Source organism: Pseudomonas sp. MDV22-iso1 (assembly GCF_058145095.1).
In genome coordinates, this window is record NZ_JBYVMF010000011.1 from 133,279 (window position 1) to 149,464 (window position 16,186).

15 protein-coding genes are annotated in these 16,186 nt (G+C 57.9%); 5 read left to right on the forward strand and 10 right to left on the reverse strand.

Going from position 1 to position 16,186, the window contains the following annotated elements:
• Window positions 1-4: 4 nt before the first annotated feature.
• The 3 genes from AC3ZVB_RS14780 to AC3ZVB_RS14790 are packed head-to-tail and all read left to right on the forward strand — an operon-like array spanning window position 5 to window position 3,494.
• Window positions 5-1,003, forward strand: a complete 999-nt coding sequence (locus tag AC3ZVB_RS14780) for an NAD-dependent epimerase/dehydratase family protein (protein ID WP_490146937.1) — start codon at window positions 5-7, stop codon at window positions 1,001-1,003.
• A complete protein-coding gene (locus AC3ZVB_RS14785) occupies window positions 987-1,781 on the forward strand; it encodes a cyclase family protein (protein WP_490146938.1) in 795 nt (264 codons plus the stop codon). The genes AC3ZVB_RS14780 and AC3ZVB_RS14785 overlap by 17 nt, the downstream gene beginning before the upstream one ends.
• A 57-nt stretch (window positions 1,782-1,838) precedes the next feature.
• Entirely contained in the window at window positions 1,839-3,494 is a 1,656-nt protein-coding gene (locus AC3ZVB_RS14790) for an arylsulfatase (RefSeq protein WP_490146939.1), read from the forward strand.
• A gap of 68 nt (window positions 3,495-3,562) precedes the next feature.
• On the opposite strand, the gene AC3ZVB_RS14795 is transcribed toward AC3ZVB_RS14790, so the two are convergent.
• The 3 genes from AC3ZVB_RS14795 to umoC all read right to left on the reverse strand — a co-directional run bounded on the left by AC3ZVB_RS14795 (window position 3,563) and on the right by umoC (window position 6,108).
• Window positions 3,563-4,612: a DMT family transporter gene (locus tag AC3ZVB_RS14795; protein ID WP_490146940.1), complete on the reverse strand. Its 1,050-nt coding sequence runs from the start codon at window positions 4,610-4,612 to the stop codon at window positions 3,563-3,565.
• A gap of 147 nt (window positions 4,613-4,759) precedes the next feature.
• A complete protein-coding gene (locus tag AC3ZVB_RS14800) occupies window positions 4,760-5,302 on the reverse strand; it encodes a cysteine hydrolase family protein (RefSeq protein WP_490146941.1) in 543 nt (180 codons plus the stop codon).
• A gap of 311 nt (window positions 5,303-5,613) precedes the next feature.
• Window positions 5,614-6,108 (reverse strand): UmoC family flagellar biogenesis regulator, encoded by a 495-nt coding sequence (umoC, locus tag AC3ZVB_RS14805; RefSeq protein WP_490146942.1) that lies wholly within the window; start codon window positions 6,106-6,108, stop codon window positions 5,614-5,616.
• A gap of 248 nt (window positions 6,109-6,356) precedes the next feature.
• Between umoC and AC3ZVB_RS14810 the strand changes: the two genes are divergently transcribed.
• Window positions 6,357-6,716 (forward strand): hypothetical protein, encoded by a 360-nt coding sequence (locus AC3ZVB_RS14810; RefSeq protein WP_490146943.1) that lies wholly within the window; start codon window positions 6,357-6,359, stop codon window positions 6,714-6,716.
• Window positions 6,717-6,723: 7 nt separating this feature from the next.
• On the opposite strand, the gene AC3ZVB_RS14815 is transcribed toward AC3ZVB_RS14810, so the two are convergent.
• The 4 genes from AC3ZVB_RS14815 to AC3ZVB_RS14830 form a co-directional block, all read right to left on the reverse strand.
• Window positions 6,724-8,025, reverse strand: coding sequence for an MFS transporter (locus tag AC3ZVB_RS14815; protein WP_490146944.1), 1,302 nt, complete (start codon window positions 8,023-8,025; stop codon window positions 6,724-6,726).
• 47 nt (window positions 8,026-8,072) lie between these two features.
• Window positions 8,073-9,230, reverse strand: a complete 1,158-nt coding sequence (gene tcuB, locus AC3ZVB_RS14820; protein WP_490146945.1) for a tricarballylate utilization 4Fe-4S protein TcuB — start codon at window positions 9,228-9,230, stop codon at window positions 8,073-8,075.
• Entirely contained in the window at window positions 9,217-10,671 is a 1,455-nt protein-coding gene (gene tcuA, locus AC3ZVB_RS14825; RefSeq protein WP_162438977.1) for an FAD-dependent tricarballylate dehydrogenase TcuA, read from the reverse strand. Before tcuA ends, tcuB begins: the two co-directional genes overlap by 14 nt.
• Before the next feature lie 166 nt (window positions 10,672-10,837).
• The gene (locus AC3ZVB_RS14830) at window positions 10,838-11,773 is read right to left on the reverse strand and encodes a LysR family transcriptional regulator (protein ID WP_490146946.1); all 936 of its coding nucleotides are present in this window, start codon (window positions 11,771-11,773) and stop codon (window positions 10,838-10,840) included.
• Window positions 11,774-12,219: 446 nt separating this feature from the next.
• On the opposite strand from AC3ZVB_RS14830, the gene AC3ZVB_RS14835 reads away from it, so the two are divergent.
• Window positions 12,220-13,701, forward strand: a complete 1,482-nt coding sequence (locus AC3ZVB_RS14835) for a DUF1254 domain-containing protein (protein WP_490146987.1) — start codon at window positions 12,220-12,222, stop codon at window positions 13,699-13,701.
• Between the two features lie 212 nt (window positions 13,702-13,913).
• Here the strand turns inward: AC3ZVB_RS14835 and copD are convergent, their stop codons facing one another.
• The 3 genes from copD to AC3ZVB_RS14850 are packed head-to-tail and all read right to left on the reverse strand — an operon-like array spanning window position 13,914 to window position 16,179.
• On the reverse strand, window positions 13,914-14,849 hold the full coding sequence (copD, locus tag AC3ZVB_RS14840) for a copper homeostasis membrane protein CopD (protein ID WP_490146947.1): 936 nt from the start codon (window positions 14,847-14,849) through the stop codon (window positions 13,914-13,916).
• A gap of 3 nt (window positions 14,850-14,852) precedes the next feature.
• Complete coding sequence (gene copC / locus AC3ZVB_RS14845) at window positions 14,853-15,236, reverse strand: copper homeostasis periplasmic binding protein CopC (protein ID WP_490146948.1); 384 nt, start codon at window positions 15,234-15,236, stop codon at window positions 14,853-14,855.
• Window positions 15,237-15,291: 55 nt separating this feature from the next.
• The gene (locus tag AC3ZVB_RS14850) at window positions 15,292-16,179 is read right to left on the reverse strand and encodes a copper resistance protein B (RefSeq protein ID WP_490146949.1); all 888 of its coding nucleotides are present in this window, start codon (window positions 16,177-16,179) and stop codon (window positions 15,292-15,294) included.
• Window positions 16,180-16,186: the final 7 nt, after the last annotated feature.

Below are 16,186 nucleotides of genomic sequence, written 5' to 3' on the forward strand. Positions count from 1 at the left end.
GCATATGCGTGTGTTGATTACCGGTGCCAATGGGTTTGTCGGGCGTGAGCTGGTGCGTTGCCTGCTGGCGGTTGGCCGCTTGCGAGGGCAGGCCATTGGTTCGTTGCTGGTACTGGATAAAGACTTGCAGGACTTGCCGGAGGACACCCGTCTTCGCCGTCATTTCGGCAGCGTGACGGATCAGGCCTTGATGCGTCGGGTCTTGGCCGACGGCATTGATGTGGTGTTCCATCTGGTCAGTGTTCCAGGTGGCGCCGCGGAAGAGCATTACGAACTCGGTTACCAGGTCAATCTGCTGGCCAGCCTGGAATTGCTCAACCAACTGCGCAACAAAACCCGGCCGCCAGTTTTGGTGTATGCGAGCAGTGTTGCGGTATACGGCGGGGTGCTTCCCGCGCGAATGAACGAGACAGCCGAACTGCACCCCGAATTGTCCTATGGCACCCACAAAGCCATGGTGGAAAGCGCCATCAGTGATCTTGCCCGACGGGGAGATGTTGACGGACGTGTGTTACGCCTGCCTGGCATCGTCGCCCGGCCTCGCGAACCCAATGGATTGCGCTCTGCATTCATGAGCGACCTGATGCGGGCCTTTGCCGAAGATGAACCCTATCAATGCCCGGTCTCGCCAGAGGCAACGGCGTGGTGGATGTCCTCCCGCTGTTGCGTGAACAACCTGATCCACGCTGCAGAACTGGAAGGTACCTTGCTCGCGGCACAGCGCGTATGGCAGTTGCCGGTGCTGCATTTGTCGATTGCCCAGGTCATCGACGCATTGGCTGAGCGCTATGGGCAAGAGCGCCGGGCATTGATCAGCCATGCGCCCGACGCCAGGCTGGAAGCATTGTTCGGACGTATGCCGCCATTGAAAACGCCGCAGGCGCGCGCCGCCGGTTTCAACCATGACCGCAATGCTGCAACGCTGGTCCGCAATGCTCTTAATCCTTCGAATCCTCGACATTCGCCACTGAACGGAGACACGTTTCATGTCGCAGCCAACTAAGTCAAAACGTCGTCTCGTCGACCTCTCGGTCACCCTCGACAATAACCCCTATACCGATCCGCCACCGTTGCTGCCGAAGATCGATTACATGGATCACCAGCAAGGCTGGCCCGAAATGGCCGCAATGTTTCCAGGCTTGCAACTTGAGCAGATGCCGGGCAACGAATCCTGGGCCGCAGAGCGACTGCACATCACTACACACAGCGGTACGCACATGGATGCGCCTTGGCATTACGCGTCGACCACCAATGGGGGGCAGCCGGCTTTTGGTATCGATGAGCTGCCGCTCGATTGGTGCCTGCAACCCGGTGTGAAACTGGATTTTCGGCACATGGCCGATGGTCATGTGGTGACCGCTGACGAAATAGAAGCTGAACTTGCGCGCATTGGCCACGCGTTGCAGCCATTGGACATCGTGCTGATCAATACCCGTGCCGGCGCGTTGTTCGGCCAGCCGGGATATCTCGATGCCGGCGTCGGCATCGGTCGTGAAGCCACGATGTATCTGCTCGAGCGAGGAGTGCGTGTCGTAGGCACCGATGCCTGGAGTTGGGATGCTCCGTTCAAGTACACCCGTGAACGTTTTGCAGCCGACGGCGATGCCTCGATTATTTGGGAAGGGCACAAGGCCGGACGCGATATCGGGTACGGGCAAATGGAAAAACTGGCCAACCTGGAGTCCCTGCCATCGAGTGGCTTCGTGGTGTCGTGTTTCCCTTACAAGATCAAGCACGCATCGGCCGGGTTTGTTCGGGCGGTGGCGATATTCGAAGAGTAGGGCGCCTGCGGAAAATGCAGAAACAGGCCTCGGACCCACACAATAAGAGAAAAGAACATGCCACTTTTTTGTCTGCCAAAAACATTACTGGCGACAGTGCTGGCGCTGGGCAGCAGTCTTGCCCTGGCGGCGAGTGCTGATACGGCGCAGCCGAATATTTTGCTGATCCTGGCGGATGACCTGGGGTATTCCGACCTGGGCAGTTATGGCGGCGAAATCAGCACACCAACCCTGGATCAACTGGCCAGGGACGGGTTGCAGTTCACCAACATGTACGCGACGCCAACCTGTTCGATCACCCGCTCGATGCTGATGTCCGGCACCGACAATCACCTGGCCGGACTCGGCACCATGGCTGAGGCATTGCAACCGTTCCAGCGTGGCAAGCCGGGTTACGAGGGCTATCTGAACCAGCACTCTTACTCGATCGCCGAATTGCTGAAAAAGGGCGGCTACAGCACGTTGATGGTGGGCAAATGGCACCTGGGCCTTGAAGCCGACCAAGGCCCGGATCATCGCGGCTTCGAGCAGTCTTTCACCCTGCTCGAGGGCGGCGCATCGCACTTCAAACCTGCCAGCGTAGACCCCAGCAAGCTTGAGCAAGTGCACTATCGCGAAAACGGTAAGGCCGTGGGGCTGCCGGACAATTTTTACTCCACGGATTTCTACACCGACAAGCTGATCAGTTACCTGCAAAACAGCAAAAAGGAGGGTAAGCCGTTTTTTGCCTACGCCGCTTACACCTCGCCGCACTGGCCACTGCAAGCACCCAAGGAATATCTCGACAAGTATCAGGGACGATTTGATCAGGGCTATGACAGCGTGCGCCTGGCGCGTATCCAGCGTATGAAAGACCTCGGTGTCGTGGCCAGCGATGCCCGACCTGCGCAGCCACTGCCGGTGAATCCCAAGCTGCCAGGGTGGCAACAAATGAGCCCTGAGCAGCAGCGTATTGAAGCGCGCAAGATGGAAATCTACGCCGCCATGGTCGATAACCTCGACCATAACATTGGCCGATTGATCGATTACTTGCGCCAGAGCGGGCAGTACGACAATACCTTAATTGTGTTCATGTCGGACAACGGTGCGGCGGGGGAGAACCATGCACAGTTCTATCCGCCGGGCGCACTCACTGACAATAGCGTTGCCAACCTCGGGCAAAAGGGTTCTCAGATCGACTATGGCTTGCGCTGGGCTGAGGTTAGCGCAGCGCCATTCCACTTGTTCAAAGGCACCACCGCAGAGGGCGGTATCAGCGTGCCGGCGATCATCCAGTTGCCCAAGGCACTGCGTCGCCAAGGCATGGAGCGCGGCGTTGCGCGAGTAGATGACCTGGCCCCGACGTTTTTAGAGTTGGCGGGTATCGCATTGCCAAGCGAAGCGCCAACGGATGCGCGTAAACACCCGATCACCGGTAAATCAATGCTGCCAATGCTTACCGGTAATGGCAGCCCGCACACCACTGACAGCCTGGCTGGTGAGCTGTTTGGTAATGCCTATTATCGGGAGGGAAATCTGAAGTTGTTGGGCCTTCGACCCCAGGCAGGCTTTGGTGAAAACGCGCAACCATTGCAATGGCAATTATTTGATCTGGCGCAGGATCGCGGCGAAACCGCAGACCTGGCTGCCTCCAGGCCAGAGACGGTACAACGGCTCAAGGATGCGTGGTTGCAGTATGCAAGGAAGGTGGGTGTTGTTTTTGCCGGGCAGTAGCTGCCTAAGCACTGGACTGCCGAGCGGAGTCCCCAGAGTTACGCTAACGGGCGCATCTTTACATGCACTCAATGTTCATGCCTGTGGTGCGCGTCTGGAAAGTGCAGATGGGTGTGCTTCATTGGCTCGTGCCTGTGCCAATGTTGGTGCTTGGTGCCGGGCGCGACGGGTTCGTCGTGATCATGTTGGTGGTGTTCGTCGTGTGCATGCTCGTGGTTGTGCTCCATGGGCTCGTGCCGATGTTCATGTTCATGCCGTTCCGTGAGGTGTAGCCAAATGCCAACGGCCATTAGCGATCCGGCGATCAGCAGCGGTAGCGTGACGGGATCGCCCATGGCGACGGCCAGCAATGTCCCTAAAAACGGCGCCACGCAGAAGTAAGCGCCCGTACGGGCGGTGCCCAGGTGGCGCAAGCCGATGACGAACAATGCCAGGCTGACGCCATAGGCCAGAAAGCCTACGACCAGGGCGCCTGCCAGGTTGGGCAGTGGCGGTAAGGTCGCCCCTGCACAGAAAGCCAGGACCAGGTTGACTGAACCCGCGACCAAACCCTTGACCGAGGCAATCCAGGTTGCGTCCGTCAGGGACACCTTGCGAGTCAGGTTGTTATCAATGCCCCAGGCAAAGCAGGCGCCGAGGACCGCCAGTGCTGGCCACAACCCGGAAAAGCTCGCTTCAGTGGGCCAACTCAGAACCAGCGCGCCGGCCACGATAGCGACCATGCCCAACGCAATACGCCGGTCAAAGTTCTCTTTGAAGGCAAACCACGCGAGCAGGGCGGTAAATACACCTTCGGCGTTAAGCAGCAGTGATGCCCCCGAGGCAGGCATGCCCGTTAATCCCACCATCAGCAATACCGGCCCGGCAACACCACCCGCCGCAATTGCACCGGCGAACCAGAGCGCTTCATGGCGTGGCAGACGCACGGCGGGCGCGCGGCTCAGCACTCGATATAGCGTCAGTCCAAGTCCGGAACCCAGATAAAGCAAACCCGCCAGCAGCCAGGGACTGACACTGTCCAGCAGCAGTTTCGCCAGCGGCGTGCCTGCGCCGAATAGCACCGCGGCACCGAGCGCGGCCAGTACACCCGATTGTCTCAGACCTTCCTTCCAGTTCATTTTTCCAACTCCCCGCTCAATGGTGCCCAAGCTCAATCAGGAGGGAGTTTGGGAGGCTGTCTGGATTGATTCTCCTCGTTGAAACGGGGAAACGAAAGGTTTTCCAGGCCTTATCGATTCAGGGCGGCGGCATGGACGGGATGTCGGTTAATGGCCGTTGGCGGTCTGTCTCGAGAAACGCCATTCCTCAGCCTGAACGACCCGGCAGAATGGCCCCGCCAACGTTGCATTGTGGTGGGCAATGATGACCTCTGCTTTGAGCGTGGGCGTATCGGAGCAGGTATGTCCATCGGCGATGAGCACAGCGTCGAAACCCAAATCCCGGGCGGCACGGCAAGTACTGTCTACGCAGTATTGAGTTTTCATGCCGGTCACGACGATACCTTCACAGCCGCGTTCGCGTAGCTGATCGGCCAACTCAGTCGCTGCAAAGGCGTTGGGACGATTTTTCTCGAAAATCACTTCGTCACCCATCAGCTGCAACTCCTGGACAAGCTCGGTGAGCGGACTGCCCGGCTCGATAGGGGAGCCGACCGGACCGAGGTGGCGGGCGAGAAAGATGGGGGCGCCGGCCTCCCGTGCGTTGCTCATCAGCGTATTCAATGTCTCTAAAAGCGCTTCACCGCCCCAGGGCCTGTCCGGGCCGTGAACGAGGCCTACCTGCATGTCGAGAATCAGTAGTGCATACATGTGCGTTTCCTTACGGTTGTGCCAATAAATCCAGGGCGAAAAAAAAAGACCCGGTCCATTGCTGGCGGGTCTTCGGGTAATTCGTTGTTTTAACTCACACAACCTCCCGCGACCCACCTGTGGTGGTCGTGAGGGTTGTGGTCGAGTTGAGGCGTGGTGTCGTCATGACGCAGACCTTAACGTTGACGCGCAGGTCTTGCAAGGTCGGCCGAACCGCGCGCCTCAACCCCTGCTCGATAGCTCCATGGTGGCTGCTTCAATGGCGAACGGGTTCTCGTTAGTGGGATAGCCAGCCGCCTATGTCAATAAATTCAATCGGAAAGTTGCTGGGTTCTGAAGCGCATCAAATCGACTTTGCAAGCACTTACAAAATCTCCAGCGCCCGAGCCGCCCATCGCCGAGTCACCTTCCCATTGACACTGAGCATCCCTGAACTTCTCGAAAGCCTTCTGAGAGGCGAGTAGCGAGGCAAGGGCTTTGGCCGTCGCACTCGAATCGATTTCCTTAGTCTTGGCTTCCAGTTTTTTGTAGGCGGTATTCATTTGTGACGTGACTTCGCGAGTCTTACGCTCAAGGCAAGACTGCAACGCTGTCCGGGGCTGATCGCCAAGGGTGCTGTAGCATTCGTTCAATGCTCCAGCGTCGCTGGTCACTGCGGTTTTTGCTGCGGTGCCAGTAGGCGTAGATGCCATATTGACCGCATCATTTGTGACTGGATTCACATCAGGTTTCGCGGGTACTTGAGCGAATGCCGTACCAATGACAAATGAAGTCGCTACAGCGACCACAGAAATGAGTGTTCTCATTTTTATCTATCCTTTGGAAAGCATTTTTGGAGGGGTGGAAACAACTTTGAATGCTAGGTCAATTGTGTATTACGTACGCAGGATCAGGCCATTGAGGTCTAATAGTGCTCACAGTCCCGGCGCCTGTTTGACTGCATCCTCGGCAAACTGTTCAACGCCGCTAAATCAGATCGACGCCAGGCAATGGGGTCGCGACTCGTGCGCCGAGCATTTTGGTGCAGCTAGCCAACCGATAACAGGGAATCACAATGGCTGAATACCGTTACACGAACGCGGATAGATTGAGTCAGCTCAAGAAACTGGAGTCAGCACTGCCCGAACTGATACGGGTCGCTAGTTCCACTCCAGCGATGACTTACGTTGAAGATTATCGTCTGGTGCTGGCGAAGGCCGTTGAGCTTCAAAAAGAGGGCTTTACCCAAGATGAACTCTCAGCCCTGGCGCGAGCCATCCCGGATGTTTTGGATCTACATAAAGACTGGATGCCACCCATGCACCAGATAGAGACTGGTGAATGGGTTGAGCATGAGTGGTGGACGTTGCTTGATGAAAAATTACAGCCTGTCCTGAATCTTGCCAGAACGTTGCAAACGCTTGGGTACTACTAGTTAGGAACTAAGCGGTTCTGACTGCCAAAGCTTTTTGTCGACGATACAGAATCGTCGTCGCCGTGAACCCGCAGACCGCCGCGAACATCAGCCAGTAGGCAGGTGATGCCTTGTCGCCCGTGGCCTGGACAAGCAGCGTCGAGATTGCCGGGGTAAAACCGCCGAACACCGCGGTGGCCAAACTGAAGGCCAGTGAGAACCCGACTACCCGCACGTTCTGTGGCATGACCTCGGTCAGTGCCGCGACCATGGCGCCGTTGTAAATGCCAAAGAAGAATGAGAAGTACAGCAGAACAGCGAGCAGCCGTTCGAAACTCGCCGCCTCTGCCAGCCAGTGCATGGCGGGGTAGGCGGTGAAGATGCACAGCAGCGATATCGCCAGCAAGAGTGGCCGCCGGCCGATGCGGTCGGAGAGGGCGCCGCCGATAGGCAGCCAGATGAAGTTGCTGATGCCGACCAGCAATGTGACCACCAGGCTGTCGGTGGTGCTCAGGTTCAGTACTGTCCTGCCAAACGTCGGTGTGTAGACCGTAATCAGGTAGAACGTGGTGGTGGTCATGGAAGCCATCAAGCCGCCCGCCAGTACGGTGCGCCAGTTGTCACGCATCGAGCGAAAAACTTCTCGAGTGGTTGGACGATGGGTACGAGCAGTGAAGGCAGCGGTCTCTTCCAGTGAGCGGCGAATAATGAAAATGAACGGGATGATCACGCAGCCAATGAAGAACGGAATACGCCAGCCCCAATCGGCGATTTCCGCGGCTTGCATCGTGGCATTGATCGTGTAGCCCAACGCGGCTGCGACGACGATGGCCACCTGCTGACTCGCCGATTGCCAACTGGTGTAGAAACCGGTGCGGCCGGGGGTGGAAATTTCCGCGAGATACACGGAAACACCGCCCATTTCCGCGCCGGCGGAGAAGCCCTGTAGCAGCCTGCCCAGCAACACCAGAATGGGGGCTGCCACGCCGATGGTGGCATAGCCCGGCACCAACGCGATCAATACGGTACCGGCGGCCATGATCGACAGCGTCACGATCAGCCCCTTGCGACGGCCCACCTTGTCGATGTAGGCCCCCAGCACAATGGCGCCTAAAGGACGCATCAGGAATCCGGAGCCGAACACCGCGAAGGTCATCATCAGCGAGGCAAACTCGCTGGTGGCTGGAAAGAACGTCTGGGAGATGTAGGTCGCGTAGAACCCGAACAGAAAGAAGTCGAACTGCTCGAGAAAGTTACCGCTCGTGACTCGCAAAATGGCGCCCAATTTGGACCCCTTTGCCTGGGTTGTTGCCGTTGTCGTTTTCATCATGGCTACCGTTATGCTCACTATTGTTTTTGGAATGAGTGCTTTATTCGTCAGTCGCTGCCGGCGTTGATCGGGTTGGGTTGACGCTTCTCGATCGCGTGTTTGAGCAGCGCCGCGCTGCGGAAGATTCCATGGGCGAATTTGCTGTAGGGCATGGTCAGGAAAAACGCCATGACCAGGCCGAGATGGATCGCCAACATCAAGCCCAAGGCACTGGTTTCACGAAAAGCCAGTAGCGCCAGACCGCTTGCACTGACCAGAAACAGCAGCGCGATGAAGCCGCGATCCATGGGTTTCTGGTTTTCATCGCCGTGCGCAGGGTTGCGACGCAGGTTCAGCCAAAGAAGACCCGCCGGGCCGATCAGCAGGCCGATGCCACCGGCAATACCCAACATCACCGGCAAGCTGAAGATCGGATAAGGCGCCGACCACTTCAGCAGATAGTGAAAGAGCGTGGCGACACCGGTGGCGGCGAAGCACAGCATGAAGCCGTAGAAGGTCAGGTGGTGAAATCGGCGTCGCCACAAGGTGAATTGATCGTCGGCGTTGTTGCAGCCTTCGCCATGGCCACCGTCCAGGTATTTGAGCTTCGCGACGTTGGCCGTCGCCTCCAATGCAGCGGACGTTTTCAACGGCAGTGACGCTGCGACCGGTGAAACGTTGCGCCAGAAGCGCCGTACCCCCATGGTCAGGGCAAGTACCGCAAAGCCGAAAACCGAGCCGAACATCAGGGCCAGGGTGTTGTGCGGGAAAATCTTGTAGAAGTCGCCGCCGGGAATGGCCGTGAACAGGTTGCCCATGAGCATCAGGGTCAGGCACAAAAACAACGCCAGTCCCCCACCGGAAGCCAGCGCCAGGGTCAGGCCGTTGCGCTGATACAACTTGCCCATGGCTTGCGGCCAGGCGTATTCGGCGTAAGTATCCAGGCGCACTTTGGCCATGGCTTTGGGGATGTTGACGTCGAATTCGTGTGGGGCGGCGTACTGACAGGCGTGCAGGCACGCGCCGCAGTTATGGCACAAGTTCGCCAGGTAATGGATGTCGGCCTGAGTGAATTCCAGGCGCCGGGTCATCGCCGGAAATACCGCGCAGAAGCCTTCGCAATAACGGCAGGCATTGCAGATCGTCATCTGCCGCTGGACTTCACTTTCGTCAAGATTCAACACCGGGATCAACCCGCCCGACGCTTGGGGATCAAATAGTTGCATGTCGAGACTCCGTGTTTGCGGATGAAACGCCAAAGCCCACTGAAGCGGCCGCCTGCACACCGGCGATGCGACCAAACGCGGTACCGATGGCCATGCCGATGCCGGCGGTGTAACCCTTGCCCAGCACATTGCCGGCCATCATTTCTCCCGCGACGAACAGGTTGGGGCTCGCTTTGCCGTTGAAATGCACGGCAGCGGTTTCGTCGGTGGCGAGGCCGAGGTAGGTGAACGTGACACCCGGTTTAAGCGGGTAGGCGTAGAAAGGTGGTTTCACCAATGGCCGCGCCCAATGGGTTTTGGCGGGCGTCAGTCCTTGGGTGTGGCAGTCGTCCAACGCCGTGTGATCGAACGTGCCAACGTGGCAGGCGCTGTTGTAGTCCTCGACCGTCTTGACGAATGTTTCTTGAGGCAGCTTCAGCTGGCGGGCAAGGTCTTGCAGCGTATTGGCGGTGGTGCCGGGAAAGACCGGCGGCATGAAGCGGCCGATGGCTTGTTGATCGATGATCGAATACGCCTGCTGACCAGGTTGCCCGGCCACCAGGCGCCCCCAGATCGCATAACGTTTTGGCCAGAAATCCTCACCTTCGTCATAGAAGCGTTCGCCCTCGCGATTGACCACCACACCCAGCGACACGCAGTCGATTCGGGTGCAGATGCCGCCGTCGTAGAGTGGCGCGCGGGCATCAATGGCGACCATGTGGGCTTGCGTCGGATCGCCGATCACATCGGCGCCAAGGTCGAGCATGCGCCGTAGCAAAACGCCGGTGTTGAACCGGGTGCCGCGGATCAGGAAATTGTCCGATGGCCATTCACCGCGTTCGTTCTGACCCCAGGCTTCGCGCAGCCATTCACGGTTGGATTCGAAGCCGCCAGCCGCCAACACACAGGCCCGGGCTTCAATGCGTTCTGCGGCGAAACGCTGACCGTCGACCTCATGTTCGGCCACATGGGCGGCGACGAATTTCCCCTCATCCAACTCGATGTCGGTGACTTGCGTGTTGTAGCGAACGTTTACACCCAGGCGCTCGGCGCTGCGGAAATACGCATTGACCAGCGCTTTGCCGCCGCCCATGAAAAATGCATTGGTCCGCGCCACGTGCAGAGCGCCGGATAGCGGTGGCTGAAAATGCACGCCGTGGGAACGCATCCAGTCGCGGCAGGAAGACGATGCCCGAATGGCAATGCGCGCAAGCTTTTCATCCGTGAGGCCACCGGTGACCTTCAACAGGTCTTGCCAGTATTCTTCTTCCGGATAGGCATCAATCAGCACGTCCTGCGGTTCGTCGTGCATGCACCGCAGGTTTCGGGTGTGTTGGGAGTTGCCACCGCGCCAGATTTTCGGGGAGGCTTCCAGCAGCATCACGCTGGCGCCCGCTTCTCGCGCCATCAGAGCGGCGCACAAGGCAGCGTTGCCACCCCCTATGATTAAGACATCGATCATTATCGCTCCTCGATTGGCAAGGAAGCGGGAACGAAGTGCTCCTTGCGAGTGGGGAGAACGATAGGGTGGGGAAGGAATGGCCGAAAGGCTGCGATTGACGTGGGGTGTTTAGTTTTTCTAAAGGCTTTTCGTCAAGAGAGACCCATGTGTCCGGTGTGGAAGAGGATTACGTGTCGACACCCTCTATCCATGTCGCTCCAGGCCACTGTTTATCGACGACCAGTTGTCGCGCCACATCGACAATAACCAACCGCGTTGCCAGCGCCGCCGGAGAGAGTTCGTCGTCAGCCAGCGTCGCCAGAAGATTGCGCCGGCCCACATGGGGATCGGCAATCCTGACCAGTGAAAGTCCGGACCCGTCTTTCAATGCAGCGGCCGCGCCCGGTTGTATCGTTGCCGCATGACCGGCCCGAACGGCGTTCATCAAAACGGCGAGACCGTCGACCTCCATAATGACATTGGGTGTTAACCCGACCCGCTCGAATGCGCTCATCAATGCCGAGCGCAATCCATGTTGCGCGCTGGGCATCACCAGCGGCAGGCTGCCGAGGTCGGCTATCTGCACGCTGTCACCAGAAGGCGCTTGAGGCAGGCTGGGCGAGGCAATGACAAACAGCTTTTCATCCAGCAGCGGGGTCACGCTCCAGCGTTTACCCCCTTCGAGCTGGAACAGAATGGCCAGGTCAATTTGCCGTGCATTGAGCTGCGCCGCCAAGTGGCCGGAAAGCATCTCCACCAAATGCAGCTGGATGTCCGGATAACGCGCACGCATTGCGTTGATCAACGGCAACGCGAGCACCGTCGCAGTAGTCGGTGGTAAGCCGACGCTGACATAACCGCTCATTCGCCCACGGTGGGCGGCCATGATTGCGTTTTCCGCCTGACGTAGCGTCAATTGGGCATGGTGTAAAAACGCAAAACCGGCGCTAGTGGGCGTCACGCCGGTAGAGGTTCGATTCAGGAGGCGGGTGCACAGTTCGCTTTCCAGCTTGGAGATTTGCTGACTGAGGGCTGACACACCCACGTCCAGTTCAAGTGCCGCACGGCCCAGGCTGCCAAGCTCGATGATTTTTACGAAATAGCGCAGTTGTCTCAATTCCAATGTGGCGGCTCCCCGCGAATTTGTTATTCAAATACCTGAACGTTCGCCACACAAGTTGCGAAGCCCGAAGAGGCAGCATTGTTGCAGGTTTGGGTTGACCGTTGAGCGCTCGTTAAGGTCGTGTCTAGCGAACCCGACGCTAAAGATATCCAGTCTGCGTATTCACTCCGGCTTCGCGACCAGAACAGCGAGAACCGCAGTGACCGCAGGACTGATGAAGCTCAAAAATGTCCAGGTCTGTTTGACGAGGTAGCCTCCTGTGCCTAGGGTTCTTGCAGGCATTCAGTCGTCAGACTGGCGCTTCAGATGGCTTGCGCCTGACGTTTGAATTGATTAATGGGCCATTAGCTTCTATGGACCGTCCGTTATTGGCCAGGCGTTAAAATTATTTCACCGTGGCCATGAACACTCATGGTGCCGACTTGCTCAGAACAAACGAGGTGGACATGAAAAGGTCGTTAAACCGGGGCTGGACACTAGCTGCGGCCCTCGTCGTGGTGGGGTCAACGCTTTTCACGGGATGTGCGAGCAAGAACGATCCGATCACACAGGCAGACAAGGCGGATGTGGCCAAGGGCGTACCCGCGCCGAGCCTCGAACAGACGAAGGCTATCGCCGAGGAAGGCTTTATCTACGGCTTGCCGCTGGTGATGAACTACGCCGTGATGAACGAGTTCGCGGTGGACCCCAAGTCCAGCCAGTTCAAGGCTCCCTTCAACCGACTGTATAATGAACATCGGGTCGCGACGCCCGCTGACACTGCCGTCATTACGCCAAACAGCGACACCCCATACTCGATACTTTGGACTGATTTGCGCGCTGAACCTCTGGTGATCAGCGTGCCGGCAGTTTCCAAAAAACGCTATTACTCGGTGCAGCTGATCGACGGCAATACCTACAACTACGGCTACATCGGCAGCCGGGCAACGGCCAGCGCCCCCGGGAACTACCTGATTGCAGGGCCTGACTGGAAAGGGGCGACACCGCCTGGCATCGATAAAGTGTTCAACTCAACAACCCCCTTCGCCCTGACGTTGATCCGGACCCAGTTGTTTAACCCCGCCGACATGCCCAATGTCGAGAAGGTTCAGGCGGGTTTCAAGGTCCAGCCGCTTTCAGCCTTCCTCCATCAACCAGCACCGCTCGCGGCCTCGAAGATTGATTTCGTACCGGCCACCACGGCAGGGATCAAGGAAAATTTCTTCGAGTACCTGTCGGCCGCGTTGGAGTATGTGCCGCCATCGGCTGATGACAAGGAGATTCGGTCGAGGCTGGCCAGCATCGGCGTAGGCCCCGGCCGGCGTTTCGAATTCAAAGACCTCTCGCTCGAACACAAGGCAGTGGTCTTGTTGGGGATGAAAGCTGGCGATGAGAAGGTTGACAAGTTTCTCTCGAGTGGCATGAAAAATATCAATGGCTGGAACGTCGGCGCGTTCTTTGGCGACCAGGCGTTCTACAAGGCCGACTGGCTGATGCGCGCCGGCGCCGCGAAGGGCGGTCTTTACGGCAATGACGCCGTTGAGGCGATGTACCCCTTCACCCGCACCGACGGCAACGGCCAGACGCTCGATACCAGCAAGCACAACTACACGCTTACGTTTCCGGCCGGCAAGCTGCCGCCAGTCAATGCCTTTTGGTCGGTGACTATGTACGACGGCAAGAGCCAACTGCTGATCAAGAATCCGCTCAACCGTTACCTGATCAATTCACCCATGCTGCCGGCCATGAAGAAAAACGCGGATGGCTCACTGACGCTGTATATCCAGAAGGACTCTCCCGGCAAGGCCAAGGAAGCCAACTGGCTGCCGGCACCTGACGACACGGTCTATCTGGTGATGCGTCTGTACTGGCCGAAGACTGCACCGCCTTCGATTCTTCCCGCTGGCAAAGGCAGCTGGCAGCCACCAGCGCTGGTGATATCGAAGTAGTGCGACCCACCGCTGACACGTAGATCGGTGCCGGCCAGTTCTATTTTGTTTGCCTATGGCAGCCGATCATGAAGGGCTGCTATTGGCCGAGTGTTGCCTGTCACGAAGGGCTGGTTTCGATCCAAAGCTGCCGGTCAGCATTGTCTAAATTTGGATGAGTGCTGCTATGTTGAGCAACACTTTCATCGCAGTGGTTGCCTTGATTGGCGACACTAATGTGATGCTATCTCCATTTCGGGACTCAAGGTACCCAACCAAGCCACTAGCCCCACAATCAAGATCGCTGCCGATAACTCGACCAACACGCTACGCCTTAACGCATTCACCGCCATTCGATACTCCCCCTTCCGCAATGACCGCTCCAGAAGCGGGCCATGACGAAATCGGTTCAGTGCAGCCAGCACCAGCATCCCAGTAAACAAGGCCACTTTAAAGATTAACAAAGTCCCGTAGGTGGTTAGGACTACGTCATCGATTTTTGGGCCGACAATAAATATGTAGTTCACGACGCCTGTGACCGTGATGACAACTACGATCAAAGCGCCCACCGATTCGAATTGGGTGACGGCCCGAGCGAGCAATCTGATGCGCTCTTCGGTTTTCAGCGTGTCGAGCCTTGTCAGCCAGGCAAATGCGACTAACGCGCCGAGCCAAGCGCCCGCCGCCAGCAGGTGCAGTATGTCCGTTGCAAAATGCCAAAAACGACGACTGCCTTCATCCATCGCCCCATGACCGTTCCAGGCCAGACTGGCGAGGGCGATCCCGCCAGCGATAGCTGCAACCAACAAGCTAACGCCCGATGCACGCTGGTTGAGCAGCGCCGCTAAACCGCCAACGATCAACACGATGATCCGCACGACCCAGGCCAGCCCTACGTCCGTCTCAAATACCATCATCTCAATATGCGGACGCAGCTCAGTGAAGTTCGACTCCCCGCTCATGGCACTCGCCATCGTCACCATGCTGGCGACAGACACCATCACACCGAGCGCCGTCGTACCCGCCACGATAGACCGAAAAGGCAACACGGCACCCGACACCCGCTCTCTTCCTTTAAGGCTGTACAACCCGAAAAGCGCCAGGCCAAAGAGCAGCATCAAATCCATGTACAAGCCGAAGCGCAGGGCAATGCTGGCCCAATCGCTCATCAATTACTTCACTTTGAACTTAACGTTGCCGGTGATCGGATGAGTGTCCGAGGACACCGCGCGCCATTCGACTTTATAACTACCAGCAGGCAAAGGAGAGAGCGGCGTGATAACCATGGTTTTCGGGTCGCTGCCGCCGGAGACTTTGGCCTTCATGGGCATCGGGGAGTGGGCCATACCAGGCATTTCGGTCATCACCAGTTTCGCGCCAGAGAACTGGGTCATGAGGTTTTCGGAAAAGTGCAGCTCGATCTTGCTGGGGGCCGCGCCGTCCGCACCCTCCTGCGGGGTAGAGGAGAGCAATTTCGGGTGCGCCTGAGCGAATGTGCTCATAAGCAGTGCACTAGAAAGTGCGATGGCAACAGCGGTGGTTTTGATTAATCGCATACAAGGCCTCTCACCGCTTCGAGCGGTAATTATTGTCATTGTTAGTTGACGCGTTCTAGAACCACAGCCGAACACCAAGGACGAGACGTGCCTCACTGCGATCCTCTCCGTCGTCCATAGCATAATCGGCGGTGTTGCCGTAGGTACGGTTCCAGGTCACGCCGATGTAAGGCGCAAACTCCCGGCGGATTTCATAACGCAGGCGAAGGCCCGCTTCAGTGTTAGACAAGCCAGAACCGATCCCTCGTTGCGGGTCGTTTTTGCTGTAAAAATTAAGTTCGGCGGTTGGCTGCAAAATGAGTCGGTTGGTCAGCAGGATGTCGTAGTCGCCTTCCAGTCGCGCGGCGGTTTGGCCACCTTCACCGATGAACGCCGTGGCTTCGGTTTCAAAGTTGTACAGCGCCATGCCTTGCACGCCGAACGCCGCCCAGGTTTGCGGGTCGCCGGGTTTGAAATCCTGCCGCACGCCGGTTACCACGTCCCACCACGGGGAGATGGCGTGGCCCCACAGTGCCTGGACTTCCGCATCTTCGGTCTTGCCGTTGGTACGTTCGCCTTCGGAGCGCAGCCACAGGCGGTCGATATCGCCGCCGATCCAGCCCGAGATATCCCAGGCCAGGGTGTTGCCGTCATCGGCGTCCTGCCATTCAAGTTTGTCGGCGAGGAAGTACGTATTGAGCGCGGAGTCGTGCACGTTATGCCCACCCGGGCTGACGAACACGGCGGCGCGATCGGCATCGGTCAATGCCGGAATCGGCGTGCGGCTTTCGGTAGGTGCGGCAGGCTGCATTTGGCCGTCGTCCATGCTTTGCATCTGGCTGTGGTCCATGCCCTGCATCTGGCTATGATCTATGTTCTGCATGTCGTCCGTGGCGGCCATTGCCGAGGAAAGTGTCAGGCTCGCGGTCACGAGCGCCAAAGAAATCGGAGTGATCCTGATCATGGGTAGC

Coding starts and splice junctions, on each gene's coding strand:
- AC3ZVB_RS14835 (WP_490146987.1), top strand. CDS start 12,220: ATGAAAAGGTCGTTAAACCGGGGCTGGACACTAGCTGCGGCCCTCGTC.
- AC3ZVB_RS14790 (WP_490146939.1), top strand. CDS start 1,839: ATGCCACTTTTTTGTCTGCCAAAAACATTACTGGCGACAGTGCTGGCG.
- AC3ZVB_RS14795 (WP_490146940.1), bottom strand. CDS start 4,612: ATGAACTGGAAGGAAGGTCTGAGACAATCGGGTGTACTGGCCGCGCTC.
- copD (WP_490146947.1), bottom strand. CDS start 14,849: ATGAGCGATTGGGCCAGCATTGCCCTGCGCTTCGGCTTGTACATGGAT.
- AC3ZVB_RS14800 (WP_490146941.1), bottom strand. CDS start 5,302: ATGTATGCACTACTGATTCTCGACATGCAGGTAGGCCTCGTTCACGGC.
- AC3ZVB_RS14780 (WP_490146937.1), top strand. CDS start 5: ATGCGTGTGTTGATTACCGGTGCCAATGGGTTTGTCGGGCGTGAGCTG.
- tcuB (WP_490146945.1), bottom strand. CDS start 9,230: ATGCAACTATTTGATCCCCAAGCGTCGGGCGGGTTGATCCCGGTGTTG.
- AC3ZVB_RS14785 (WP_490146938.1), top strand. CDS start 987: ATGTCGCAGCCAACTAAGTCAAAACGTCGTCTCGTCGACCTCTCGGTC.
- copC (WP_490146948.1), bottom strand. CDS start 15,236: ATGCGATTAATCAAAACCACCGCTGTTGCCATCGCACTTTCTAGTGCA.
- umoC (WP_490146942.1), bottom strand. CDS start 6,108: ATGAGAACACTCATTTCTGTGGTCGCTGTAGCGACTTCATTTGTCATT.
- AC3ZVB_RS14815 (WP_490146944.1), bottom strand. CDS start 8,025: ATGATGAAAACGACAACGGCAACAACCCAGGCAAAGGGGTCCAAATTG.
- AC3ZVB_RS14850 (WP_490146949.1), bottom strand. CDS start 16,179: ATGATCAGGATCACTCCGATTTCTTTGGCGCTCGTGACCGCGAGCCTG.
- tcuA (WP_162438977.1), bottom strand. CDS start 10,671: ATGATCGATGTCTTAATCATAGGGGGTGGCAACGCTGCCTTGTGCGCC.
- AC3ZVB_RS14810 (WP_490146943.1), top strand. CDS start 6,357: ATGGCTGAATACCGTTACACGAACGCGGATAGATTGAGTCAGCTCAAG.